The organism is Bariatricus sp. HCP28S3_A7 (assembly GCF_052066375.1).
Taxonomy (GTDB): Bacteria; Bacillota; Clostridia; order Lachnospirales; family Lachnospiraceae; genus Allocoprococcus.
On sequence record NZ_JBQHSG010000017.1, the window covers coordinates 1 to 25,210 of the forward strand.

Genomic DNA, 25,210 nt, shown 5'->3' on the forward strand with positions numbered 1-25,210 from the left:
CCACCACACCGGTGGGTATCTCGAACAGAAAGCAGGAGGTCTCCAGAACCGTCCCTACCAGGACAAGCTGGAAAGCATCCAGCTGCACCACCTCCAGGTGGTACACGATGGAAAGCACTGTGGACATAGAAACCGCCAGGGAAAAGACAAATCGGAACAGCAGGTAGACAGAATATGCCTTTGAATTGTTTCTGTTTTTGCAGTTTGCCATATGAATACCTCCGATACTGAAATTAGAACAACATGGCTGTTCTTCTTCGCGATATTATAGCAAATGGGCTTTGTGTTGTCAATGTAAAGAGAAGCGAGAGCGAGAGCGAGAGCGAGAGCGAGAGCGAGAGCAAGTTTCTACCACGGTGCCAAAATCCGCAATTCTGCGGTTTTGCCCCTCGCGGGAAACTTGTTGGGGAGTGCCTTCCCCAAACCCTGCTATGCGGCTTGCGCCGCTTATCCCCGCCGCGCTCATGCGGCAAGAAAGGAGGTCACGACCATGCGAAAAAAATACAACACACCCCACCGCAGCCGCGTTGTGAAAACCCGGCTGACCGAAGATGAATACGCCGACTTCACAGCGCGGCTTGCGCCCTATGGTATCAGCCAGTCGGAATTTCTCCGGCAGGCGATCCGGCGTACCACCATACGCCCCGTACTCCATGTGTCGTCGGTCAATGACGAACTGCTCTCCGCTGTCGGGAAGCTCGCAGCCGAGTACGGCAGGATCGGCGGCAACCTCAACCAGATTGCCCGGTATCTGAACGAGTACGGCGCGCCCTATCATGCGTTGTCCGGCGAGGTACGCGCCGCCATAGCCGACCTTGCCGCCCTCAAGTATGAAGTCTTAAAGAAAGTAGGTGACGCGGTTGGCAACACTCAAACATATCAACTCTAAAAACGCCGACTACGGAGCCGCCGAACAATACCTGCTCTTTGAGCATGACGAATTTACCATGAAGCCCGTCCTTGATGAAACCGGCAGGCTTATCCCCCGCGAGGACTACCGGCTGTCTACGCTGAACTGCGGCGGGGAGGATTTTGCCGTTGCGTGTATGCGGGCCAATCTCCGCTATGAGAAAAACCAGCGGCGGGAAGATGTGAAAAGCCACCACTACATCATCAGCTTTGACCCGCGGGACGGGCCGGACAACGGCCTGACCGTAGACCGGGCGCAGGCGTTGGGGGAGCAATTCTGTAAAGAACATTTCCCCGGCCACCAAGCCCTTGTCTGCACCCACCCGGACGGGCATAACCACAGCGGCAACATTCATGTGCATATCGTCATAAACAGCCTGCGGATTGAGGAAGTGCCGTTCCTGCCCTACATGGACAGGCCAGCCGACACGAAAGCCGGCTGCAAGCACCGATGTACCGACGCTGCCCTGCGCTACTTCAAATCCGAAGTCATGGAGATGTGCCACCGGGAGGGGCTTTACCAAATCGACCTCTTGAACGGCAGCAAGAACCGCATCACCGACCGGGAGTATTGGGCGCAGAAAAAGGGACAAGCCGCGCTGGACAAGCAGAACGCCCCCATGATTGCCGATGGTATCACGCCCCGGCAGACCAAGTTTGAAACGAACAAGGAAAAGCTGCGGCAGACCATACGGAAAGCCCTTGCCACCGCCGCCAGCTTTGACGAGTTTTCCTCTCTGCTGCTGCGGGAGGGTGTGACCGTCAAGGAGAGCCGGGGGCGGCTGTCCTATCTCACGCCGGACAGGACAAAGCCCATCACCGCCCGGAAGCTGGGCGACGATTTTGACCGCACCGCCGTCCTTGCCGTTTTGGAGCAGAATGCCGCCAGAGCCATAGAAAAGGCCGCAGCCATACCTGAATACCCCTGGCAGGAGAAACGCGGCATACAGCCCGCAAAAGCCCCTCAAACCGCCCCCAAACAGGACGGAGTGCAGCGGCTTGTGGACATTGAGCAGAAAATGGCCGAGGGCAAAGGCCGGGGCTATGAACGCTGGGCGAAGATACACAATCTGAAGCAGGCCGCCAAAACGCTGTCCGTCTACCAGCAGTACGGCTTTACTTCCCCGGAGCAGTTAGAAGCCGCCGTTGATACCGCCTATGCGGAAATGCGCCAGACCAGCGGCGAACTGAAAGCACTGGAAACCAAGCTGCAAGGGAAAAAGGAGTTGCAGCGGCAGGTGTTGGCCTACGCCCAGACCAAGCCCGCCCGCGACGGGTTGAAAGCGCAGAAATCCGAGAAAGCCCGCGCCGCATACCGGCAGGCCCATGAGAGCGATTTTATCATAGCCGACGCAGCCGCCCGGTATTTCAAGGCGCATGGCATTACCAAGCTGCCCGCCCGGAAAGCGTTGCAGGCCGAGATCGAGCAGCTTATCTCCGAGAAAGACGGCCTGTATAACACCTATCACGAACAGAAGCAGCGGTTCAAGGAGTTGCAGACCGTCAAGCGGAATATCAACCAGATTTTGCGCCGGGACGAGCCGCACCGCAGAAAGGAGCAGAGCCATGAGCGATAACCTGCCCCGCATGGACTACCGCCAGCACCGGCGGGCGCGGCGGCTGGTACATGAGTGCTGTAACTACGACGAGGGGAACTGCCTGCTGTTAGACGACGGGGAGCCTTGCGTGTGCGTCCAGAGCATTTCCCTTTCCCTCATGTGCCGCTGGTTCCGTGTGGCTGTCCTGCCCCTTGACGGGGAGCTGTCCGCAGCCCTCTTATACCGGGGGAGCCGGAAACGGTGTGCCGTCTGCGGAGCGGCCTTTGTCCCCAAATCCAACCGGGGGAAATACTGCCCCGACTGCGCCGGGCGCATGAAGAAAATCCGCGCCGCCGAGAGAAAGCGGAAACAAAGGCAGAGATGTCACGCTTTAGAGCCTTTCAAACCCGCATAAATCAAGGCTTTTTTCGTGGGTGTCAAAGGGTACGCGATACATTTATCCTTTTCCCCCGGAAACGGCGTTCTAAATGCGTACAAACACCCCAAATCCACCCAAAGGAGGAACCATGTCAGACAACCGAAAATACTACTACCTCAAGCTGAAAGAGAATTACTTTGACGAGGACGCCATTGTGCTGCTGGAAAGTATGCAGGACGGTATCCTCTATTCCAACATCCTCTTGAAACTGTACCTGAAATCGCTGAAAAACGGCGGGAAGTTGCAGCTTGATGAAAATATCCCCTACACCGCGCAGATGATTGCCACCATTACCCGTCAGCAAGTCGGCACCGTAGAACGGGCCTTGCAGATTTTTATGAAGCTGGGGCTTGTGGAGCCGTTACAGAACGGCGCACTGTATATGAGCAACATTGAACTACTGATCGGCCAATCCTCTACCGAGGGGGAGCGAAAACGGCGGGCAAGGCTGGCTTTGCAGGAGCAGAAAGCCTTGCCAAAGGCCGGGGCGGACAAATGTCCACCATATCAAGCGGACATTTGTCCGCCAGAGATAGAGATAGAGAAAGAGATAGAAAAAGAGAGAGAGCGAGAGTTAGATACGGGACAACCCGCCCGCGCCGCCTATGGCCGGTATGAAAATGTTTTTCTTTCGCAATCGGAACTGGACGGGCTGAAAGCAGACCTGCCCGGCAAATGGGACTATTACATTGACCGGCTATCCTGCCATATCGCGTCCAGCGGCAAGCGATACAAGAGCCATGCCGCCACCATCTACAAATGGGCGCAGGAGGACGCAACTAAGAAAGCCCCGAAAAAGGGCATACCAGACTACTCATGCAAGGAGGGCGAGAGTTTATGAAGAACGAAATCAACGCTGTTTTGGAGAATATGACGGCCACCACCCCGGAGCCGGAGGACTACACCGGCGAGGACGGTTTGCTGTACTGCGGCAAGTGCCGCAAGCCGAAAGAAGCCTATTTTGCGCCGGATAAGGCCGCTATCTTCGGGCGCGACCGCCACCCGGCAGAGTGCGACTGCCAGAAAACCGCCCGCGAGGAACGGGAAGCCGCCGAAAAGCGGCGCAGGCACCTTGACACCGTGGAAGAACTGAAACGCCGGGGCTTTACCGACCCCGCCATGCGGGACTGGACTTTCGAGAATGACAACGGCAGGAACCCGCAGGCCGGGCTTGCCCGCCGGTATGTGGAGCATTGGGAGGATATGCGGACAGACAATATCGGCTGCCTGTTCTGGGGCGGCGTAGGAACCGGGAAAAGCTACCTTGCGGGCTGTATCGCAAACGCCCTCATGGAGAAAGAAATCCCCGTCCACATGACGAACTTTGCCCTGATCCTCAATGACCTTGCCGCCAGCTTTGAGGGGCGCAACGAGTACATTTCCCGCCTTTGCCGCTATCCGCTGCTGATCCTTGACGACTTTGGCATGGAACGCGGCACCGACTACGGGCTGGAACAGGTTTTCAATGTGATTGACAGCCGTTACCGCAGCGGCAAGCCGCTGATCGTCACGACCAACCTCACGCTGGACGACCTGCGAAACCCGGAGGACACCGCCCATTCCCGGATTTATGACCGGCTGCTTTCCATGTGCGTCCCGGTACGCTTTACCGGCGACAACTTCCGGCAGGAAACCGCCAAGCGGAAAATGGAGAGCATGAAGAAACTGATTACCGACTGAAAGGAGTATTGCCTATGGCAGATAACAAGCAGCACGACACCCGCACCGCCCGCCGCCCCGACTGCGTGACGGAAATCCGCATGGGCAATTCCGTCCTTGTCGTGTCCGGCTATTTCAAGAAAGATACCACGACCACCGCCGCCGACAAAATGGCGCGGGTACTGGAAGCGGAAGCCGCTGCTACGCAAAAACCGGCAATTTGACCGACTGTAAAGAAGCAAATTTAACGCTTTTGCCGCTGTACAGCCCCCGCTGTTCCGTGGTACAATGAAACCACGGAATAGTGGGGCTGGCTGTCGGAAACGGAGGATTTTATGTTAAGACAAGCCACCCAAAACCTCATTACCGCCCTTTATCCGAGATTGTCCCATGAGGACGAGCTGCAAGGCGAGAGTAATTCCATATCGAACCAAAAAAGGATACTCGAAACCTACGCAAAACAGAACGGCTTTACCAATCTGCGCTGGTACACCGACGACGGTTATTCCGGCGCGAACTTCCAGCGGCCCGGATTTCAAGCCATGCTTGCGGACATTGAAGCCGGGAAAGTTGGTACGGTCATTGTCAAGGACATGAGCCGGTTAGGGCGAAACTACTTGCAGGTAGGGTTTTACACGGAAATGCTGTTCCCTCAAAAGGGCGTGCGTTTTATCGCTGTCAACGACAATGTGGACAGCGCAAACGGCGGCATGGACAATGATTTTACCCCTCTGCGAAATCTGTTCAACGAATGGCTGGTGAGAGATACGAGCAAGAAAATCAAGGCAGTTAAAAGAGCAAAAGGCATGAGCGGCAAGCCCGTTACCAGCAAGCCGGTGTATGGCTACCTCATGGACGAGGACGAGAACTATATCGTTGACGAGGAAACCGCGCCGGTTGTCCAGCAGATTTACCAGCTTTGCCTTGCGGGGAACGGCCCGACCAAGATTGCCCGTATGCTGACGGAACAGCAAATCCCCACGCCGGGGACGCTGGAATACCGCAGGACAGGCAGCACACGCCGCTACCACCCCGGCTATGAGTGTAAATGGGCGACGAACACCGTCGTTCATATCCTCGAAAACCGGGAGTACACCGGCTGTCTGGTAAACTTCAAGACGGAAAAGCCCTCTTACAAGACCAAGCACAGCGTAGAAAATCCCATTGAGAAGCAGGCCATTTTTGAGAACCACCATGAGCCGATTATTGACACGGAAACATGGGAGCGTGTGCAGGAGTTACGCAAGCAGCGCAAACGCCCGAACCGCTATGACGAAGTGGGGCTGTTCTCTGGTATGCTGTTCTGCGCCGACTGCGGCCATGTGATGTACCAGCAGCGGTATCAGAACAAGAACCGGAACCGCAAGCAGGACTGTTACATCTGCGGCAGCTACAAGAAGCGCACCCGCGACTGTACGGCGCACTTTATCCGCACCGACCTGCTGACCGCCGGTGTCCTCTCCAATCTCCGGCAAGTGACGGAGTATGCTGCCAGGCACGAGAGCCGTTTTGTAAAGCTGCTGATCCAGCAGAACGAAATCGGCGGCAAGAGAAAGACCGCCGCAGCCACCAAGCAGCTTGAACAGGCGCAGGAGCGGATTGCCGAAGTGAGCCGCATTATCAAGCGGCTGTATGAGGACAATGTGAACGGCAAAATCAGCGACGAGCGTTTCATGGAACTGTCGGCAGACTATGAGCAGGAGCAGCGGGAACTAAAAGACCGCACCGCCGCATTGCAGGCGGAACTGGACAAGTCGCAGGCGGCCACCGTTAACGCCGAGAAATTCATGGGGATTGTCCGCAAGCACCTTGCCTTTGAGGAATTGACACCCACCCTCTTGCGGGAAATGATTGAGAAAATCGTCGTGCATGAGTGCAGCTATGACGAGAACGGCACCCGCAGGCAGGACATTGAGATTTATTACAGCTTTGTCGGCAAAATTGACTTGCCCGAAGCCTAACGCCCGACCTATCCGACACAATGGCCAAGTGCCGGATAGGAACGGCAAAATTTTTTACACTTCTATTACTTCTTTATCGCACATCAGCAAAGAGCCAGGGCATCAAACAGCTGATGGCTGGTGCCGGAATCATGCTGCTGGGAACTACCCTGATTCCACAGCTGGCAACATTGTTCTCTTAAGAGGAGTGGTAGATGAATACCATCATTGAGAGAATTACGGAAGCGATAATGGATATCCTGATCGGGCTTATCAAGTCATGTTTGGATAACATGTTCACGTCTGTCAATGAGCAGGTGGGAACCATAGCCGGGCAGGTGGGACAGACACCGCAGGGATGGAATGCCGGAATCTTCAATCTGATCCAGAACATTTCCCAGACGGTGATCGTCCCCATTGCGGGGCTGATCATCACATTTGTCCTTTGCTATGAGCTGATTACGATGGTAACACAAAAAAACAACTTTCATGAATTTGAGACTTATAACATTTTCCTATGGATCTTTAAAGCGTATGTAGCCATTTATCTGGTGACAAATACGTTCAATATCACGATGGCGGTATTTGATGTTGGTCAGCATGTGGTCAACAATGCCGCCGGAGTGATTTCCGGGAACACAGCAGTGGATGCATCGGAAGCAATCACAAGGATTGTGGATGCACTGGAAGATATGGAACTGGGGGATTTGTTCTTGTTATCCATGGAAACGCTGTTGATCAGTATTACCATGCGTATTCTGTCAATCATTATAACCGTTATTTTGTACGGAAGAATGATAGAGATTTACCTTTACACTTCCATAGCACCAATTCCGTTTGCCACCATGACCAATAAGGAATGGGGCAATATCGGAAACAACTATTTAAAAGGCTTGTTCGCACTGGCATTTCAGGGATTCTTCATGATGGTCTGTGTGGGAATTTATGCAGTTTTAGTAAATGCAATGACCATATCCAGTGACCTTCATGCAGCAATGTTTTCAGTAGCGGCTTATACCGTGATTCTTGCATTTTCATTATTCAAGACCGGAAGCCTTAGCAAATCAATATTCAATGCCCATTAACGGGCAGGAAAGGAGCGCATACCATGGCGTATGTACCAGTACCAAAAGACCTTACCAAGGTCAAAACAAAAGTAGCATTAAATCTGACAAAGCGGCAGCTGATTTTCTTTTCACTTGCCGCAGTTGTGGGGATTCCGTTTTATCTGTTCATGAGAAAACCAATCGGTTCCAGTATTGCTGCCATTCTGATGGTAACGATCATGCTTCCGTTTTTCTTCATGGCAATGTATGAAAAAGACGGGCTTCCCTTTGAAAAAGTGGTGGCAAATATCATTCGACAGAAGTTTATCTGTCCGGCAGTAAGACCATATAAGACAGAAAATTTTTATCAGGAGATTTCCACCCTTGTAAAAAAGGAGGGTGTGCCGGATGGCAAAAAAGACAAAGCAGGAGGCTCAGCAGGAGCGTCTGTCCCTGGCGGAAAAAAGAAACCGTCAGGAAAGAAGAAACAAAAAAAGCAGAAAAGAAAGAGAACAGGAAAAGCGTAGGAAGAAGCAGGAACGGGACCGCAGGAAACAGAAAAACATTCCTACAACAGCACAGCAGAGTATTCCGTATATTCGGATGCTGCAGGATGGTATTTGCCAGGTGACAAAGACCTTTTTCTCCAAGACGATTCAGTTTTATGACATCAACTATCAGCTTGCTTTAAATGAGGATAAGACTACGATATTTGAGAATTATTGTGATTTCTTAAATTACTTTGATTCTTCCATCAGTGTGCAGCTGTCTTTTATCAATCAGCAGGTGGATGTGGCAGAATTTGAGAAAAGCATTGACATTCCGGATCAGAACGATGACTTCAATGCCATTCGTGAAGAATACCGTACCATGTTGAAGAATCAGCTTTCCAAGGGAAATAATGGTCTGGTGAAGACAAAGTATATCACTTTTGGAATCGAAGCAGAAAGCCTGAAGGTGGCAAGGCCAAGGCTTGAAAGAGTCGAAACAGATATCTTAAATAACTTTAAGGTCCTGGGAGCACAGGCACATTCCCTGAATGGTCTGGAAAGGCTGGAGATTATGTATCATGTGTTCAACCAGGATCGGATTGAACCATTTAAGTTCCAGTATAAGATGCTTCCGGAAACCGGATTAAAGACCAAAGATTTTATTGCACCGACTTCCTTTAACTTTTCCAAGAATCAGACATTTTTGATGGGAAGAACGCTGGGAAGTGTGAGTTACCTGCAGATTCTTGCACCGGAGCTTACAGACCGGATGCTTGCAGATTTCCTGGATGTGGATGACAGCATCAATGTCAACATTCATATCCAGTCCATTGACCAGAGTTCTGCAATCAAGATGATCAAGAGTAAGATTTCAGATCTGGATAAGATGAAGATTGAAGAGCAGAAACGGGCGGTACGTTCCGGTTATGATATGGACGTGCTTCCATCGGACCTTATAACCTATGGAGAAGAGGCGAAAAACCTGCTGGAAGATCTGCAGTCCAGAAATGAGAGAATGTTCCTTGTGACGGTTCTGGTAATGAATACCGCAAAGAAGCGTCAGAAGCTGGATAACAATATTTTCCAGGTGCAGGGAATCGCACAGAAATATAACTGTTCCTTAAAACAGCTGGATTATCAGCAGGAAGCAGCACTCATGTCCTGTATTCCGCTGGGAGTCAATCGGATTGAAATTCAGAGAGGGCTTACCACATCTTCAACAGCGATCTTCGTGCCGTTTACGACACAGGAACTGTTTCAGGAAGGGGAGGCTCTTTATTATGGACTGAATGCATTATCCAACAACATGATTATGGTTGATCGAAAACGTTTGAAGAACCCGAATGGACTGATTCTTGGTACACCAGGTTCCGGTAAGTCCTTCTCAGCAAAGAGAGAAATTACAAACTGCTTCCTGATCACAGAAGATGATATCATCGTCTGCGATCCAGAAGCCGAATATTCGGCACTTGTGCAGGCACTGCACGGGCAGGTGGTACGGGTTTCTCCGGTATCTGACCAGTATATCAATCCAATGGATCTGAACCTGAACTATTCCGAGGAAGATAATCCACTGTCATTGAAAGCAGATTTTATTCTGTCGTTGTGTGAGCTGATTGTTGGAGGAAAGAATGGATTGGAACCGGTAGAAAAGACCATCATCGACAGGTGTGTGCGGCTGGTGTATCAGGAATATCTTGCCGATCCAGTACCTGAGAAGATGCCGATACTGGAGGATTTATATAATCTGTTGCGGAAACAGGAAGAGCCGGAAGCACAGCGTCTGGCAACTTCATTGGAGATTTACGTTACAGGTTCCCTGAATGTATTTAATCATCGCACAAATGTGGACATCAACAACCGTATCGTATGTTTTGATATCAAGGAGCTTGGAAAACAGCTGAAGAAGATCGGGATGCTGATTGTGCAGGACCAGGTATGGAACCGAGTGACGCTCAACCGTTCCGCTCATAAATCCACCCGTTACTATGTGGATGAATTCCATCTTCTCTTAAAAGAAGAACAGACAGCAGCCTACAGCGTGGAAATCTGGAAGCGATTCCGTAAATGGGGCGGTATTCCGACAGGAATTACCCAGAACATTAAGGATCTTTTAGCTTCCAGGGAAATCGAGAATATTTTTGAAAACTCTGATTTTATCTATATGCTCAACCAGGCATCCGGTGACAGGCAGATTCTGGCAAAACAGCTGAATATCTCACCAACCCAGCTGTCCTATGTAACCAACAGTAATGAGGGGGAAGGACTTTTGTTCTATGGAAATGTCATTATCCCATTTGTAGACAGATTCCCGAAGAATTCCCTCTATAAAATCATGACAACCCGCTTAGAGGAGACTTCCGAAGCAGATTAAATCAAAGGAGAAAACAATGTTACGAGCAATTTCATATGTATTAACTTTTAGTAGCGGTGCTGTTTTCGGCATCGCTTTTCTCTGCTTATTACAGGCAGGGAAAGGGTATCCGAAGAAGGAGGAGTAAGTAGTGGCAGAACAGAGAATGAAAGTCAGGGACAAGAAAGTCCAAAAGATGACCAAGGATGGTCTGGTGGAAGAAAACCTGACAGATAAATCTTCTGTTCGTGTCAGTAACCGTGCCAGTGATGTGCAGATGGGAAGAAAACAGGGGGAAAAAGAAGAAAACCTTGTGGATAAGTCTCCCCGCCAGTCTGAACGGAGTGGGAAAAATATTCGTCCCTCTGTGCAAAAATCCAGAGATGCACCGGAACTGATACGGACAGAGAAGCAAAGTGAGGATTTTGGACAGAGTAGTAAACAGCAAAATCGGAAAAGAATCCGTGCTGAAGTCGGAAAAGAATCCAGACTTGCAGAAAAATCCGAAGCCGGACAGTCAGGGAGACTGAAAGAAAAACGTGCTGATCTATCAGAAAACAGAGGAGACAGCCGGAGAAATCAGACAGGTGGCAGCAAAAAGCCAAAACAAAAACAACGTTTGAAGTTTGCTTATGAGGAAACTGGTGCTTCTGTGAAAAATGACAAAGATATGGAGAAATTGAACCAGATGGATACGGATGGAGTCAATTTCCGCCATCAGAAACAGAAAGAAAAAGCCAAAAAGTTTTCTTATGAAGAAGCAAGAAAGAAAAAGGAAGCAAAGCAGCATTCCAAGAAAGCACAGGTCTATCAGGCAAATGAAGGGGAAGCTCCTGGAAAGAAGAAATCCCGCTTGAAGTTTGGAGAAGGGGAATCTGTGAAAACTGAAAAAACTTCTGTTGTCAAGAAAGCAGGAAGTGCAACTTCCGCAGCATTGCACCGTGAGATCAGCAAAAATGAAGATGATAATGCGGCGGTAGAAGGTGCCCATAAGTTAGAAGAAAGCGGCGAAGGTGTTTACCGGCTGGAACAGAGAAGTGCCAGACGCAGGAAACAGAGGGCATCCAGAAAAAGAAGCAGACTTGAAAGACAGGCAGAGAAACAGACACAGGCTGCAGCCCGTCAGGAGCAGAAGAAACTGAAAAAACAGATTCAGAAGCAACAGATCAAACGGGATTATGCCAAAGCGAAGAGAAGTGAACAGACAGTAGGAACAGCTACAAAAGGTACGATTGATTATATCAAGAAGATTGGCGGCAAAGTCACCAACTTCTTTAAAGAAAACCGGAAGGTGTATATCAGTGTAGCAGTTCTGATCGGATTGATGTTTCTGATCATAACGAATGTCACGTCTTGCTCTGCAGTGTTTTTACAAAATGTGATCACTTATACCGGAACCAGTTATCTGTCATCGGATCAGGCAATCCGGGAAGCGGAACTGTATTACACACAGCTGGAAGCTAATCTGCAGGAGCGGATCAACAACATGGAATCGGAAGAACCGGGGCATGATGAGTACCGCTATGATATTGGTCCGATAGAGCATGATCCGTTTATCCTGATCAGTTACCTGTCTGCAAAATATGAGGAGTTTACGTTTGAGCAGGTGAAGCCAGAACTGGATGCGTTGTTTGCAGAGCAATACCATCTGACTACTGAAGCAGTGAATGAGACTGTGACAGAGACTGCGACAGTAAGGGTTGGAGAATCTTTGGGACAGGTTGTTACCAGTGGCTATTGCAACTGCCCAATCTGTTGTGGTATTTGGAGCGGAGGACCGACTGCCAGTGGAGCATATCCAACTGCCAATCATACCTTAGCGGTAGATGCTTCCAATCCGTTTGTACCAATGGGAACAAAGGTAGTTATGAATGGTGTCGAATATACCGTAGAAGATACCGGAGCTTTCGCAAGATACGGTGTACAGTTTGATGTCTATTATGACAGTCATGCGGCAGCATCTGCACATGGACATCAAACATGGGAATGTTATCTGGCAGATGATAATGGAAGCAATGAAGTGGAAGTGACCAGGACAAGAGATGTAGATGTGCTGAATGTCACCTTAAATAGTGGAAACCTGATGTCAATCTGTCAGGACAGGTTGGGATTTTTCCAGAAAGAACTGTTCAGTGCCTACAACGATACAAAAGGCAACTTGCAGATGTTTGCAACACCGGTTGATTTTAACTGGTATTCCAGTGTGACCAGCTATTATGGATACAGGATTCATCCAATATCAGGAGCAAATCAGCTTCATAATGGTATGGATATCGGAGCACCGGAAGGGACAAAAGTAATGGCAGGGCTGACCGGAACGGTTACAACTTCTGCTTATAACGACAGCTATGGCAATTATGTTGTGATCAAGGACAGTAAAGGCTATGAACTGCGGTATGCACATTTAAGCAGCCGGAGTGTATCTGCAGGAGCATCCGTCACGAAAGGTGATGAGATAGGGCTTGTAGGAAATACCGGAAATTCTACAGGAAGCCATCTTCACATTGAACTTCTGAAAAATGGAGAGCGGTTAAACCCGATCTTTTATCTGGAAACAGGAGAAGGGGCAGGATTTGGCGGCAATGAATATACCAGTGAAGCAGCACAGCGTTTGTTAAATGAAGCAGCGAGATATCTTGGGACACCGTATGTGTGGGGTGGATATTCGCCAAGTGGATTTGACTGTTCTGGATTCGTAAGTTACTGCCTGACACATTCAGGTGTAAGGAATACAGGAAGATTAACGGCACAGGGATTGTATGACATTTGTACGCCGGTATCTCAGTCAGAAGCACAGCCAGGAGATCTGATCTTCTTTACAGGTACTTACGATGCAGGAGTTCCGGTAACGCATATCGGAATCTATGTGGGCAATGGTCAGATGATCCATTGTGGGCATCCGGTGCAGTATACGTCCATCAACTCTCCATACTGGCAGAGTCATTTCTATGGATTCGGACGATGGTAAGGAAAAGGGCGGTGTAACAGCCGTCCGGAAAGGAGAAGCGATGAAAAGTCTTGAAAAAGCAACGGCAGATTATGAGAAAGCCAAGGAAAAAATGGAAGCATCCAAAGCCAGATATGAAGCAGATTTAAAGCGTTTCAAGGCTGCGGAGATAGCAAAAACAGAAGCGGAAAATCTGGAAATTGTAAAAATTATCCGTGCAATGGATATGAGCATTCCAGAGCTGGAAGCTTTCAAAAAGAGAATGAAAAATGAACTGCCCGGCAGGGTAGAAATACAGAAGGAGGAAACAAGGTCTGATGATGAATTTAGAGAAGATGAAACAGAAGAAATCTAAAAATAGCGTGAAAAAAGGATTGCTTGCGGCAACAACGATTCTTTGCTTGACATCGCCTATGTTGCAGACACAGAGTGTGTTAGCGGCAGAGAATACAGCACCCGCAATTACGATTGAAAAGCCAGATGGCTGGAGACAGGGGGAAACGGCAGTCGCAATTACTGTGGATGCCAGTCATATGCCAGAAGGATTTTCTATCACAAAAATTGAAGCGAAAGCTGGGAAAGACGGAAGCTGGCAGGATGTGACAGGGAATGGAAGTATTTCCATTACTGGTAATCAGACGGTCTATGTGCGTGTGACAGATGGTGAGGGGAAGGTCTATGAGCAGAATCGCTCTATTAAGTGTTATGACACAGAAAAGCCTACGCTTTCTGCATCTCTGACAGATGGTGTACTGACGATTCAGGGAAATGATACCGTTTCCGGCATTACTTCTGTGACAGTTAATGGCACCACTTATACAGATCTGAAGGATGGAATGCTGAGAGTGCAACTGACACAGAAAGATTTTACAACAAAACAGATTGAAATCACGGTAACGGATGGTGCCGGAAATACTTCTGAAAAGTATGTGTTGCAGAATCCTTATTATGAATGGGCAAAGAAGCAGGCAGAGAAACAGAAAACTTCAGGTGACAGCAATGGTGCGATGGCAACCACGACCAGTGCAGATGCAACTGGGACTGAGAAAACAACGACTTCACCACTTCCGCAGGATGCACAGGCTTCTGAGCCAACAGATGCAAAAGGAACTGTGGATGATCGGACAGTGACAGGTATTGAGGAACAGCTTAATAAAGAAGGCGAGACAGCAGATTCTGTTACCAAAACAGCTACGGAAGGCACAAAAGAGTTTTATACCATTTCAACTAAGAGTGGTAAGATTTTTTATCTGATCATCGACAATTCAAAATCTCAGGATAATGTGTATTTCCTTACCGAAGTCAGTGAGAAAGACCTGATGAACTTCACACTTTCTGATTCTGTGACACTTCCGGAAGTAGATATTGTTTATGCAGAACCAGAGAAACAGGCTGAAGAAGAAAAGCCGGAAACGACAGAGACAGATGAGAAAGATAAGGTAGAGGATGAAATTCAGATGCCAGAAGACAAAAGTTTGGCAGGGACTTATCTACTGATCGGATTGGTTGCTGTTGGAGCTGCGGCAGGTGGTTATTACTTGAAAGTCTACAAACCGAAACATGAATATGATGATGAAGATGAGATGGAAGAGGATGAAAATGAATCCGAAGATTCAGAGTCAGAAAAACGGGAGGTAGACGATGCAGATGAGCAGGAAGAACAGGAAAATGCAGGGACAGAAGTTTTGAAAGATGAAGATTTCAATGATGAGGTACTAGAAGATGAAGAAGAGGAGCAGGAGTAAATGAAATTAGTGATTGCAGAAAAGCCATCGGTTGCGATGGCACTGGCTTCCGTGCTTGGAGCCAGAACAAGAAAAGATGGCTACGTGGAGGGAAACGGTTATATCGTTTCCTGGTGCGTAGGACATCTGGTTGGATTATGTGATGCATCGGAATACGATGAAAAATATAAAAAATGGAGATATGATGATCTGCCGATTGTGCCAGAATGTTGGAAACATAAGGTATTGGAAGGTACGAAAAAGCAGTTTGGAATCTTAAAGAAACTTATGAGAGATTCCAAAGTAGATGAAGTGATCTGTGCCACTGATGCAGGACGTGAAGGTGAGCTGATCTTCCGTCTGGTGTATGAGCAGGCAGGATGTAAAAAGCCGATGAAGCGACTCTGGATCTCTTCCATGGAAGAACAGGCAATTAAAGATGGATTTGCGTCATTAAAAGACGGTTCGTGTTATGACAGTCTCTATCAGTCAGCTCTTTGCAGGGCAAAGGCTGACTGGCTGGTGGGAATCAATGCGAGCCGTCTTTTTTCTGTTCTGTATAACCAGAATCTGAAAGTTGGAAGAGTACAGACACCAACACTTGCCATGATCGTGGATCGAAATCAGAAGATCAAGGAATTTACCAAAGAGAAATATTATATGGCTCATATCAAATTTGACGATATGGATGCGGTCACAGAGAATTTTCAGAAAAAAGAAGATGCAGATAAAGTGGCTGCAGAGTGTCAGGAGCGCATGTGCGAAGTGGAGAAGGATGATGTGAAAGAGAAAACGGTCCGCCCTCCGAAGCTTTATGATCTGACCACCCTGCAGAGGGAAGCTAACAGAATGTTTGGCTATACCGCACAGCAGACATTGGATGCTGTGCAGGAGATGTATGAGCAGAAGCTTGTCACTTATCCGAGAACAGACAGCCAGTATCTGACAGATGAGATGGGAGAAAGTACAGAAACTCTGATTCAGATGTTATTTGGGAAAATGCCTTATGCTGAAGGTCTGGAATATCAACCGGACGTGAGTAAGGTATTAAATTCAAAGAAAGTATCCGATCACCATGCGATTATCCCAACCATGGAAGTAGCCAAAGCAGATATTGGTGAACTGAAAGAACGAAGCCGCAAGATTTTGTATTTGATCAGTGCCAGGGTTCTGACAGCAACTGCAGATCCTTATATTTATGAGAGTCATAAATGTCAGATTACCTGCAATTATCATACGTTTTATCTCAATGCAAAGAAAACAAAACAGGAAGGGTTCAAGACAATTGAGAAAAAACTGAAACAGTTCTTTGGAATCATTGCAGAAAAAGAAGAGCCGGAGTTGGATATCTGGGCAGGCAAGCATTATGGTCCCTGTGATTCTTTTGTATCGGAGCATTTTACACAGCCACCGAAACAGTACACAGAAGATACCCTGCTTTCTGCGATGGAACGTGCAGGGAATGAAGAGCTGACCGAAGATACAGAAAAGAAAGGACTTGGTACTCCTGCAACAAGGGCAGCAATCATTGAAAAACTGATTCAGTCTGGCTTTGTGAAAAGGGAAAAGAAAAATCTGGTGCCGACAGATGATGGAAATGTGCTGATTACGGTTCTACCGGATGAGATTAAATCTCCGAAGATGACCGCAGAGTGGGAAATGGCATTGAATCATATTGCCCAGAATACAGAGACAGCAGATGAATTCCTAAATGGGATTACAGAGCTGATGCAGGAACTGGTTGCCAGGTATCAGGGGATTTCAGAAGAGAAGAAAAATCAGTTTCAGGGAAAGGCAAAAGGAGAAGTCATTGGCAAATGTCCCCGCTGTGGAGCAGATGTCAGGGAAGGAAAAGTAAATTTTTACTGTTCTGACCGGAAATGTGCTTTTACCTTATGGAAAAATGATAAATTTCTTGCAAGCCAGGGAAAAAAGATGGATAAGGTGGCAGCAAAGAAGTTCCTGTCTAAAGGAAAAATCCATTATAAGGATCTGGTATCAAGAAAAACAGGGAGACAGTATGAAGCAACTGTGGAGATGGTCGATCCCGGAGAGGGAAATGTACAGTTCAATCTTATTTTTCCACAACGATAAGTAGTGTATTGCAGGCAGTCTAAGGACTGTCTGTTTTAATACAAATATATGAAAGAGAGGACCTTAGCATGAAGAAAAAAGGTAATTTTAGAAAAGTAGTATCTGGCTTGCTGGCAGGCATGACAATGCTTAGTACAGTGCTGTCTCCGATGACGGCATATGCAGCGGAGATCCAGCCAGAGGAAAAACCTCCACTTTATGAGGAAGTGAAAGACCTTCTGGATGAAGATGAGGTGGTGACTGCCAAAGATTATGAAATTGAAACAGGCAGTGTATTTGATGTGAAATCAGATTACACGGGACTGGAAATCAAGGATGATAACAAGGTCAAAGTCACATTTGAGGAAGCAAAGAATGACAAGGATGAGGATTTTACGACAGATCATGCGGACACTTACAAAGCGGTCTATTATGTGGAACCGGTAAATCAAGAGCATCCGAAGTACCAGATCAGCCGAAAACTGATTGTGCGTGAGAAAGCAACAGAAGCTCAGACTGAAACTGCAGGGAGTGAAGCAGTGACCGAATCAGAAACCGCTGGCAGTGAACAGCAGACAGAGGAAGCGGAGGATTCAGAAGCAGACTCGGAGATTACCGATATTGACGCTGATGAATTTGATGATTTAGTAGAGCAGGCACAGAATCAGGATACCTATGATGAAGAATCAGGGTTAGAGCTTCATGATGTTTTGGAACAGGCAGGAGACGAAGGTGTGGATCTTGATGCTATGGAAGAGGGAGAGATTGCAACATTTGAAGCAGTTTCAGCTTATTCAGCAAGAAGTACACAGCAGGTAACAATTGAAAAAGGACCACTGTATAGATATGCAGATTATAATCTTGGAACCTATCTGACAGAGCCGTACTATATCAGCTACGGAAACGTCAGAGCAATTGCGTATTGTGTACAGCCAGCTAAGCCAGGACCTGGATCTGGAAATTATACAATTACAAAGATTGGAGACAATCAGGCGTTAGCAAAAGTGTGTTATTACGGCACAGATGCCGCAGGGAGCGAAAGCTTTTTTGCGAATAAACACACGGATTTTTCAGAAGGAAAAAGATTCATCATCATTCACATGGCTGCATCATATGCCAACGGAAGCAGTGATGCATTTTACGGAACCAATGCTACAGGAGAGGCTTTGGCAAAAGAACTCTATAATTATTGTGTGAATAAGCCGGAAATACCAGATGTAGCGATGTCATTTTCAAAGCCGGATGTAAAAGCTTATGTAGATAGAAATGTTCAGAGAACGGAGAACATTAAGTTCAACGCATCTTCCCAGCAGAAAATCACAATGGACTTACCAAAAGGAGTAAAGCTCCATAATGTATCTACTGGAACCGTAAGTGCGGCAGGTGCAAGCGTAACAATTGGAGGAGGAACCACGTTTTATCTCTCAGCTCCTCTGACACAGACAAGAGATGTAAGTGATACTTTTTCTGCAAAAATGAAGGGAAGTATTACAAAAGATTATTCAGCATATAAATTGACTACGAATGCAAGTGTTCAGGATCTGGCATTTGTATTTGGAGAAGGTGTTGCTGATGAAAAATATGTAAGCTTAAAGGTCTCATGGATTGAACAGGCTACGATCGAAATCGTAAAGAAAGACGATACAGCGAATGTCAATCTTGCAGGTGCAGTATTTGGCGTTTACAGCGATGAGGCTTGTACAAAGCTGATCACTCAGATGCCTGCAACAGATAAGAATGGAAAATCCTCTGTTACGATTATCAAGACACAGGATACCGTTTATCTGAAAGAAATCACAGCACCACAGGGATATGTAGTAAATGCAACGGCAACAAATGTAAAACTGGTAGCAAGTAAGACCTCAGCTGTAACCGTGGAAAATAAGGAGCAGCTTGCAGAGCTTACTGTTTATAAAGAAGGTCAGGTGCTTACCGGAGCAGAAGTCAGTGAGAGTGGAACCGTATTCCATTATGAGAACCGCAGACAAAAAAATGCTGTTTACAACGTGTATGCCGGAGCAGATATTGTGACTGCGTATGGTACAAAAGTGTACAGCAAAGGTGATCTGGTGAAAGAAAATCTGACAACAGGTGAGAATGGCTCTGTTACCCTGAAGAATCTCCATCTAGGAACTTATGTGGTAAAAGAAGCAAAAGCACCGGACAACTTCTATAATGGCGGCGAAGAAAAGACAGTGACGCTGACTTATGCCGGACAGAATAAAGAAGTTGTATTTGCGGATGTCACCTTCAACAATGAGCGTCAGAAAGCAGAAGTCACTGTAGTAAAACAGGATAAAGATACAAAGAAACCGCTGGAAGGTGGTATTTTCGCCCTGTATGCGGCAGACGATATCAAAAATGCAGATGGTGTAGTTGTTGTAAAGAAAGGCACCCTGATTGAGAAAGCCACTACCGGTGAGGATGGAAAGGCAAAATTCACAGCAGATCTGCCTATCAATCATTCCTATTCCGTAAAAGAAGACCAGGCACCAGAAGGCTATGTAAGAAATACAGAAGACGTGTATACGTTCAAGTTCTCTTACACCAATGATAAAGAAGCAACCGTATCTTTCGCCCATACCTTCAGCAATGACCGTGTGACAGCAAAAATCAATTTATTCAAAGTTGATAAAGAAACAGGAAAAGCCGTTCCGCAGGGCGATGCAACACTGAAAGGTGCAGTCTACGGATTATATGCCCGTGAAGATATCGTGCATCCGGATGGAGCAACCGGTGTGATTTATAAAGCAGGGGAACAGGTGGCTTCTCTTACAACGGATGAAAAAGGACAGGCTTCTGTAGATGGCTTATATCTTGGCAAATATTACGTCAAGGAGATCACACCACCGACCGGATACCTGGCAGATACAGAAGAACATGATCTTGAATGTAGTTATGAAGGTGATATGACTGCAGAAGTAAAAAGAGAATGCATTTCCAGTGAACAGGTGATCAAGCAGCCGTTCCAGATTATCAAAGCAGCCAACAATGGAAAGACCGATGCAGATCTGTTATCCGGAGCCGGATTTACAGTTTATCTGAAATCTTCCCTTACAAAGAAAGCAGATGGAAGCTATGATTTTGATTCTGCTAAACCAGTAGTGAGTGGAGAAAACGGAGCTACTGAGATTTTTACAGATGAAAAAGGTTATGCCTGCAGTATTCCATTACCATTTGGAAGCTATATTGTCCGTGAAACAACAACACCACACAATTACAAGCCAGTCGATGATTTTGAAGTGAATATCACAGAGAACCATCCGAATGAGCCACAGATCTGGCGTGTGCTTCTGGACAAAGAGTTCAAGGCAAAATTGAAAATTGTGAAAAAAGACGATGAAACAAAGAAATCAGTCCTGATTGCAGGAACAGAATTTAAGGTATATGACCTGGATAACAAAAAATATGTGGAGCAGGTAACTACTTATCCTGTGACAACCACACACAAGTCCTATTTTACAGACAGTCAGGGTTATCTGATCATGCCAAAGAACCTGAAAATCGGACATTACCGGATTGAGGAAGTCAACGCACCGGAAGGGTACACAATCAACAAGAATTATATGGAGATTGCTGTTGATGCAAACACTGCTTATCAGATGGATTCAGAAAGCGGCGATGCCATTATCACAGTTGATTACGAGAATCATCCGGTAAAAGGAAAGCTGACGATCTATAAAAAAGGTGAGATGCTGAGTGGATTCAAAAAGGATTTTGTTTATGAAGAAAAATATCTGAAAGGTGCAGAGTTTAACGTCTATGCAGCGGAAAATATCTACACACCGGATTATCAGAAAGATGAAAATGGAAACAGACAGCTGATTTATGCAAAAGATGCTCTGGTAACAACGGTAACGACCGGGGAAGACGGAAAAGCAGTTGCAGATAACCTGCCGCTTGGTTCTTACTATGTGGTAGAAAAAACAGCACCGGAAGGATTTGTTCTGAACCATGACAGATCGGATGTAGCATTTGTCTATGCAGATCAGGATACACCTGTGATCGAACAGGAAGTGACTGTTGGTGATGACAGACAGAAAGTTGCAATCCAGGTAGAAAAACAGGATGCAGAAAACGGAGCAACGGTAGAAGGTGCAGTCTTTGGCATTTATAACAAAGATGATATCAAAGCAGAAGGCAAAGTCATTGTCAACGCTGATACCCTGTTACAGGAAATGACTTCTGATAAAGATGGAATTGCTTCCTGTACGCTGGATCTGCCACTCGGACAGTATTATGTAAAAGAGTTAAAGGCACCGGCAGGATTCGTTTCTTCCGATGAAGTTCTGAATCTGGATGCTTCTTATCAGGGACAGGACGTGAAGACAGTAAAACTGAAAACAGTGAAGAAGAATCAGCCGACAACGGTTGAAATTACAAAATCAGATGTGACAACAGGTGTGGAACTGGATGGAGCAAAACTCACCGTTCTTGATAGAGAGGGGAATGTCGTAGATCAGTGGACTTCTGTAAAAGACCAGCCACATGTGATTAAACGACTGACCGTTGGGGAGGAATATACCCTTCGTGAAGAAATCGCACCGTATGGATATCTGAAAGCAACGGATGTGAAGTTCACACTGGAAGATACCGCAGAGATTCAGAAGGTAGAGATGAAAGATGAAGTGCCGACAGGACTTTTAATCATCAACAAAAATGGAGAATTTTTGGATAAAGTGACACTTCTGGACAATGTAAAAGGCACTGTGGAGCATCTCTTCGAATATGTAACCGGAAGCCTTACAGATGTGACTTTCGATGTATTTGCTGCGGAAGATATCAAAGCGGCAGATGGTGTCAGCAAAGATTATTACAAAGCAGATGAAAAAGTAGGAACTATTACTACAGATTCCAATGGTATTGCACAGATGGATAATCTCCCGGCAGGCAAATACTATGTGAAAGAAGTTAAAACTGCCCATGGCTATGTATTGGATGGAGAACCGAGATATGTTGATCTTTCCTACCGTGATCAGGACACACCGGTAATCACTTATGATGAAAAATGGCAGAATACCCGTCAGAAAGTAAAGGTTACTGTTCTGAAGAAAGAAAAAGATACAGACCGTGTTCTTGCAGGCGGCGTCTTCGGCCTTTATACCAGTGAAGATATCAAAAATGTAAACGGAGATGTGTTGCTTGAGAAAGATTCCCTCATCGAGCAGAAAGCAACCGATGAGAAAGGACAGATCACTTTTGCGGCAGATCTTCCAGTAGATGGAAAATATTATGTAAAAGAGAACAGTGCACCGGACGGATTTGTGACAACGGAAGAAGTGCAGGAGTTTACCTTTGAATATGCCGGAGAAGATCAGGCAGAAGTAAGCTATGATTTTACGTTTGAAAATCAGCCGACCACAGTGGAACTGACAAAAACAGACCTGACCACAGGCAAAGAACTTCCAGGTGCACACCTGAAAGTGACGGATGCAGATGGAAATGTTGTGGATGAATGGACTTCTACAGAAGAATCTCATGTGATCAAAGAACTTGTTGTAGGTAATGAGTATACCATGACGGAAACAAAACCGGCAGACGGATATGTTACTGCAGAGAGCATTACCTTTACGGTTGAGAATACAGCTGAGATTCAGAAGCATGAGATGAAAGATGATGTGACCAAGGTTCAGATCAGCAAGACAGATATCACAGGAGATACAGAGATTCCTGGTGCAAAACTAACGATTCTTGATAAGGACGATCAGGTAGTAGAGAGCTGGACTTCCACAGAGGAGGCACACTATATTGAAAAACTGCCAATTGGTAGATACACCTTACGAGAGGAACAGGCACCAAAAGGATATCTTCTGACATCGGATGTGACATTTGAGGTGAAGGATACTGGAGAAATCCAGAAAGTGGTTATGAAAGATGATACTGCCAAGGGAAAAGTCATTCTCAATAAGACAGATAAATCATCTGGGGAACCGCTGAAAGGAGTAGAATTTGAATTCCGTGACAGCAAAGGAAAGGTCCTGGAAACCTTAAAAACAGATGCTGCCGGTCATGCCGAGAGTAAGCTGTATGAGATTGCCGCATTCAAGAACGGCAAATATGATACAGCAATCAAGTATTATCTGGTGGAGACAAAAACACTGGATGGATACACACTGGATCAGACCAAGCATGAAGTGACATTTGCCTACGCAGACGACAGTACGCCGGTTGTAGAAGTTACTTTCAATCTGACAAATGAGAAACCGGAAGTTCCGGAAACACCAAGCACACCAGATGTGCCGCAGTCCCATGAAGAGACGAAGGTATCAGATGCACCGAAGACAGGAGATAACACAAATATCTGGCTGCCGATTCTGCTTCTGCTTATCTCTGCCGGAGGCATGGCAGGACTTTATATCAGCAGAAAGAAAATCAGAAAACAGTAATCCTCAGTAAAGGGGGCCCTGAATCAGGGCTCCCTTTAAAATACAAAAATTCACAGAAAGGGACAGAAAAATATGATGAAAACAATGGAAAAGAGACAGGAAGCAAGAAAGAACCAGGAGAGAACTTTAAAAAGAATGATGGCTTATCAGAAAAAAGCCGAGCAGATGGTCAGCAGGAAAAGAATGAACCATCACATGATCAGAAAGGGGTAAAAGCGTATGATGAACAGAAAAGAATTTTATGAATATGTCAAAGATAATGTAAAAGACTATTTGCCGGATTCATATCAGAATGGAGAAATCCGTATTGAAGAAGTTGCAAAAAATAATGGATTAAGGTTGACTGGCATTTCAATTCCACAGGGTGATCAAAGAGCTGTGCCGATGGTATATCTGGATTCTCTTTATATGGAATATGTCAATGGAAAAAATCTGGATTCCTGTGTGGGTGATGTGGCAGATATGCGTATTGAAGTGCAGGACAAAGCGGCATTTATCAATATGGGTCTTCCGGATATTTTGGATTATGAAAAAATGAAGGACAAATTACAGGTGAGAATCTGTGACCGGGAATGGAATGAAGAACGCCTGGCTGATAAAGTTGTTACCGAACATGGAGATTTTGCAGCATATTACGCAGTGAATGTGGAAGAAAACGAGGGAGGAATTGGTAGTATTCCGGTTACTGTCAATCTTATGAATGAATGGGGTGTGACAGCAGAACAAATCCAGGCAGATGCAGTGGCGGCAGACAGAAATCGTGGTGTTGTTTTGATGGACATGAATGAAATGATAAAATCCATGATTTTTGGTGAAGAAGCAGAAAATCTTTTGAATGAAAAACTGAATGTTGAAGCAATGGAAAATCCAATGTTCTGTCTTTCAAATGCACAAAAAATGAATGGTGCATCACTGTTACTGCAGGAAGATATTCGTAAGCAGATCGGTGAATGCCTGGGAAGTGATTATTTTGTTCTTCCCTCTTCAATTCATGAGGTGCTGATTCTTCCTGATAACGGAATGTTTGAAGTACCGGAATTAAATGCCATGGTACAGGAAGTCAATGAGACGCAGGTAGAGAGGCAGGAACAGCTTTCGGATAAGGTTCAGTTCTGTGATGGAAAGACAGCAGTTATGGAAAATGCCGAACGCAGGGAAGCACGTCTGGAGAAAGAAAAAGCAGCAGAAAAAGCAACTGGGAGAACAGAAGCAAAAGGTGGAATCCATGGAAAACTGGAGAAAGCCAAGGCGGAGATCAAAGCAAAAGGGACAGATACAATCCCAAAGAATAGGGCGAAAGACCTTGCCTCAGTATTATAACGAGAAATAACGATGATTTTGAGGGGACTGTGTGAGCAGTCCCTAATTTTATGAAGATGGAGGAGAAAAGAATATGGACTGGTGTTTATATGGTGATGATAAAAGAAAGGAAATGGATAGAGATTTAAAACCGGAATATCTTTTGGATGACTTACGGAGATATCAGGATGTATTTGGTGAAGAATTTGGTGTAAAAGAGCTTCTTATGCTGGAGGATATCCGGGTAAAGGCTATGATTGCCGGAGCACTTGCAGATATGCCGGAATTTCTTATTGATCAGATTGGAAAAGCAAGTAACAGTAGTAATTTTCCTTCTATGACAAGGGCAATGGAACGGATTGCCGATGTTGTAGAAGAAAAGTGGGAAGAAGAAAGGGAGTAACAG

General features: G+C 46.3%; 19 protein-coding genes and 1 pseudogene. 19 read left to right on the forward strand and 1 reads right to left on the reverse strand.

Annotation, left to right across the window (positions count from 1 at the left end; genetic code table 11):
• A pseudogene (locus ACTNA4_RS11370) lies at window positions 1-211 on the reverse strand (hypothetical protein); the annotation flags it as partial.
• 279 nt (window positions 212-490) lie between these two features.
• Here ACTNA4_RS11370 and ACTNA4_RS11375 point away from each other — a divergent pair.
• From ACTNA4_RS11375 to ACTNA4_RS11465, 19 genes are all read left to right on the forward strand, one after another.
• Window positions 491-889, forward strand: a complete 399-nt coding sequence (locus ACTNA4_RS11375; protein ID WP_002584975.1) for a plasmid mobilization protein — start codon at window positions 491-493, stop codon at window positions 887-889.
• Window positions 861-2,486, forward strand: a complete 1,626-nt coding sequence (locus tag ACTNA4_RS11380; RefSeq protein ID WP_002584974.1) for a relaxase/mobilization nuclease domain-containing protein — start codon at window positions 861-863, stop codon at window positions 2,484-2,486. Before ACTNA4_RS11375 ends, ACTNA4_RS11380 begins: the two co-directional genes overlap by 29 nt.
• A complete protein-coding gene (locus tag ACTNA4_RS11385; RefSeq protein WP_004452819.1) occupies window positions 2,476-2,862 on the forward strand; it encodes a cysteine-rich VLP domain-containing protein in 387 nt (128 codons plus the stop codon). Before ACTNA4_RS11380 ends, ACTNA4_RS11385 begins: the two co-directional genes overlap by 11 nt.
• A gap of 112 nt (window positions 2,863-2,974) precedes the next feature.
• Window positions 2,975-3,727 (forward strand): phage replisome organizer N-terminal domain-containing protein, encoded by a 753-nt coding sequence (locus tag ACTNA4_RS11390; protein WP_074754406.1) that lies wholly within the window; start codon window positions 2,975-2,977, stop codon window positions 3,725-3,727.
• On the forward strand, window positions 3,724-4,566 hold the full coding sequence (locus tag ACTNA4_RS11395; RefSeq protein WP_074754404.1) for an ATP-binding protein: 843 nt from the start codon (window positions 3,724-3,726) through the stop codon (window positions 4,564-4,566). Before ACTNA4_RS11390 ends, ACTNA4_RS11395 begins: the two co-directional genes overlap by 4 nt.
• Before the next feature lie 14 nt (window positions 4,567-4,580).
• A complete protein-coding gene (locus ACTNA4_RS11400) occupies window positions 4,581-4,769 on the forward strand; it encodes a transposon-encoded TnpW family protein (RefSeq protein ID WP_020995296.1) in 189 nt (62 codons plus the stop codon).
• A gap of 111 nt (window positions 4,770-4,880) precedes the next feature.
• Window positions 4,881-6,506, forward strand: a complete 1,626-nt coding sequence (locus tag ACTNA4_RS11405; RefSeq protein WP_441030131.1) for a recombinase family protein — start codon at window positions 4,881-4,883, stop codon at window positions 6,504-6,506.
• 20 nt (window positions 6,507-6,526) lie between these two features.
• Window positions 6,527-6,688: a Maff2 family mobile element protein gene (locus ACTNA4_RS11410; RefSeq protein ID WP_227036482.1), complete on the forward strand. Its 162-nt coding sequence runs from the start codon at window positions 6,527-6,529 to the stop codon at window positions 6,686-6,688.
• A gap of 12 nt (window positions 6,689-6,700) precedes the next feature.
• Window positions 6,701-7,570, forward strand: coding sequence for a VirB6/TrbL-like conjugal transfer protein, CD1112 family (locus ACTNA4_RS11415; RefSeq protein ID WP_441030133.1), 870 nt, complete (start codon window positions 6,701-6,703; stop codon window positions 7,568-7,570).
• Window positions 7,571-7,593: 23 nt separating this feature from the next.
• Window positions 7,594-8,058: a PrgI family protein gene (locus ACTNA4_RS11420; RefSeq protein ID WP_012744297.1), complete on the forward strand. Its 465-nt coding sequence runs from the start codon at window positions 7,594-7,596 to the stop codon at window positions 8,056-8,058.
• Window positions 7,940-10,396, forward strand: a complete 2,457-nt coding sequence (locus ACTNA4_RS11425; RefSeq protein WP_441030136.1) for a VirB4-like conjugal transfer ATPase, CD1110 family — start codon at window positions 7,940-7,942, stop codon at window positions 10,394-10,396. Before ACTNA4_RS11420 ends, ACTNA4_RS11425 begins: the two co-directional genes overlap by 119 nt.
• Before the next feature lie 145 nt (window positions 10,397-10,541).
• Window positions 10,542-13,343, forward strand: a complete 2,802-nt coding sequence (locus tag ACTNA4_RS11430; RefSeq protein ID WP_441030149.1) for a CD1108 family mobile element protein — start codon at window positions 10,542-10,544, stop codon at window positions 13,341-13,343.
• Window positions 13,324-13,677 carry a DUF4315 family protein gene (locus ACTNA4_RS11435; RefSeq protein ID WP_227163109.1) on the forward strand — a complete coding sequence of 118 codons (354 nt, stop codon included), beginning with the start codon at window positions 13,324-13,326 and terminating at the stop codon, window positions 13,675-13,677. Before ACTNA4_RS11430 ends, ACTNA4_RS11435 begins: the two co-directional genes overlap by 20 nt.
• Window positions 13,640-15,067 (forward strand): CD1107 family mobile element protein, encoded by a 1,428-nt coding sequence (locus ACTNA4_RS11440; RefSeq protein WP_028086446.1) that lies wholly within the window; start codon window positions 13,640-13,642, stop codon window positions 15,065-15,067. The genes ACTNA4_RS11435 and ACTNA4_RS11440 overlap by 38 nt, the downstream gene beginning before the upstream one ends.
• Window positions 15,068-17,140, forward strand: a complete 2,073-nt coding sequence (locus ACTNA4_RS11445; protein WP_055195143.1) for a DNA topoisomerase 3 — start codon at window positions 15,068-15,070, stop codon at window positions 17,138-17,140.
• Window positions 17,141-17,208: 68 nt separating this feature from the next.
• Complete coding sequence (locus ACTNA4_RS11450) at window positions 17,209-23,505, forward strand: SpaA isopeptide-forming pilin-related protein (protein ID WP_062808214.1); 6,297 nt, start codon at window positions 17,209-17,211, stop codon at window positions 23,503-23,505.
• Window positions 23,506-23,577: 72 nt separating this feature from the next.
• Entirely contained in the window at window positions 23,578-23,718 is a 141-nt protein-coding gene (locus ACTNA4_RS11455) for a hypothetical protein (protein WP_164651566.1), read from the forward strand.
• A 6-nt stretch (window positions 23,719-23,724) separates the two neighbouring features.
• The gene (locus ACTNA4_RS11460; RefSeq protein ID WP_026648906.1) at window positions 23,725-24,825 is read left to right on the forward strand and encodes a DUF5688 family protein; all 1,101 of its coding nucleotides are present in this window, start codon (window positions 23,725-23,727) and stop codon (window positions 24,823-24,825) included.
• A gap of 73 nt (window positions 24,826-24,898) precedes the next feature.
• Window positions 24,899-25,207, forward strand: coding sequence for a hypothetical protein (locus ACTNA4_RS11465; protein ID WP_026648905.1), 309 nt, complete (start codon window positions 24,899-24,901; stop codon window positions 25,205-25,207).
• Window positions 25,208-25,210: the final 3 nt, after the last annotated feature.

Excerpts from the sequence above, each read along its gene's own strand:
- ACTNA4_RS11400 (WP_020995296.1), top strand. The coding sequence starts at position 4,581 with ATGGCAGATAACAAGCAGCACGACACCCGCACCGCCCGCCGCCCCGAC.
- ACTNA4_RS11425 (WP_441030136.1), top strand. The coding sequence starts at position 7,940 with ATGGCAAAAAAGACAAAGCAGGAGGCTCAGCAGGAGCGTCTGTCCCTG.
- ACTNA4_RS11390 (WP_074754406.1), top strand. The coding sequence starts at position 2,975 with ATGTCAGACAACCGAAAATACTACTACCTCAAGCTGAAAGAGAATTAC.
- ACTNA4_RS11445 (WP_055195143.1), top strand. The coding sequence starts at position 15,068 with ATGAAATTAGTGATTGCAGAAAAGCCATCGGTTGCGATGGCACTGGCT.
- ACTNA4_RS11420 (WP_012744297.1), top strand. The coding sequence starts at position 7,594 with ATGGCGTATGTACCAGTACCAAAAGACCTTACCAAGGTCAAAACAAAA.
- ACTNA4_RS11435 (WP_227163109.1), top strand. The coding sequence starts at position 13,324 with ATGGATTCGGACGATGGTAAGGAAAAGGGCGGTGTAACAGCCGTCCGG.
- ACTNA4_RS11460 (WP_026648906.1), top strand. The coding sequence starts at position 23,725 with ATGATGAACAGAAAAGAATTTTATGAATATGTCAAAGATAATGTAAAA.
- ACTNA4_RS11455 (WP_164651566.1), top strand. The coding sequence starts at position 23,578 with ATGATGAAAACAATGGAAAAGAGACAGGAAGCAAGAAAGAACCAGGAG.
- ACTNA4_RS11385 (WP_004452819.1), top strand. The coding sequence starts at position 2,476 with ATGAGCGATAACCTGCCCCGCATGGACTACCGCCAGCACCGGCGGGCG.
- ACTNA4_RS11415 (WP_441030133.1), top strand. The coding sequence starts at position 6,701 with ATGAATACCATCATTGAGAGAATTACGGAAGCGATAATGGATATCCTG.
- ACTNA4_RS11375 (WP_002584975.1), top strand. The coding sequence starts at position 491 with ATGCGAAAAAAATACAACACACCCCACCGCAGCCGCGTTGTGAAAACC.
- ACTNA4_RS11430 (WP_441030149.1), top strand. The coding sequence starts at position 10,542 with ATGAAAGTCAGGGACAAGAAAGTCCAAAAGATGACCAAGGATGGTCTG.
- ACTNA4_RS11410 (WP_227036482.1), top strand. The coding sequence starts at position 6,527 with ATGGCCAAGTGCCGGATAGGAACGGCAAAATTTTTTACACTTCTATTA.
- ACTNA4_RS11405 (WP_441030131.1), top strand. The coding sequence starts at position 4,881 with ATGTTAAGACAAGCCACCCAAAACCTCATTACCGCCCTTTATCCGAGA.
- ACTNA4_RS11450 (WP_062808214.1), top strand. The coding sequence starts at position 17,209 with ATGAAGAAAAAAGGTAATTTTAGAAAAGTAGTATCTGGCTTGCTGGCA.
- ACTNA4_RS11465 (WP_026648905.1), top strand. The coding sequence starts at position 24,899 with ATGGACTGGTGTTTATATGGTGATGATAAAAGAAAGGAAATGGATAGA.
- ACTNA4_RS11395 (WP_074754404.1), top strand. The coding sequence starts at position 3,724 with ATGAAGAACGAAATCAACGCTGTTTTGGAGAATATGACGGCCACCACC.
- ACTNA4_RS11440 (WP_028086446.1), top strand. The coding sequence starts at position 13,640 with ATGATGAATTTAGAGAAGATGAAACAGAAGAAATCTAAAAATAGCGTG.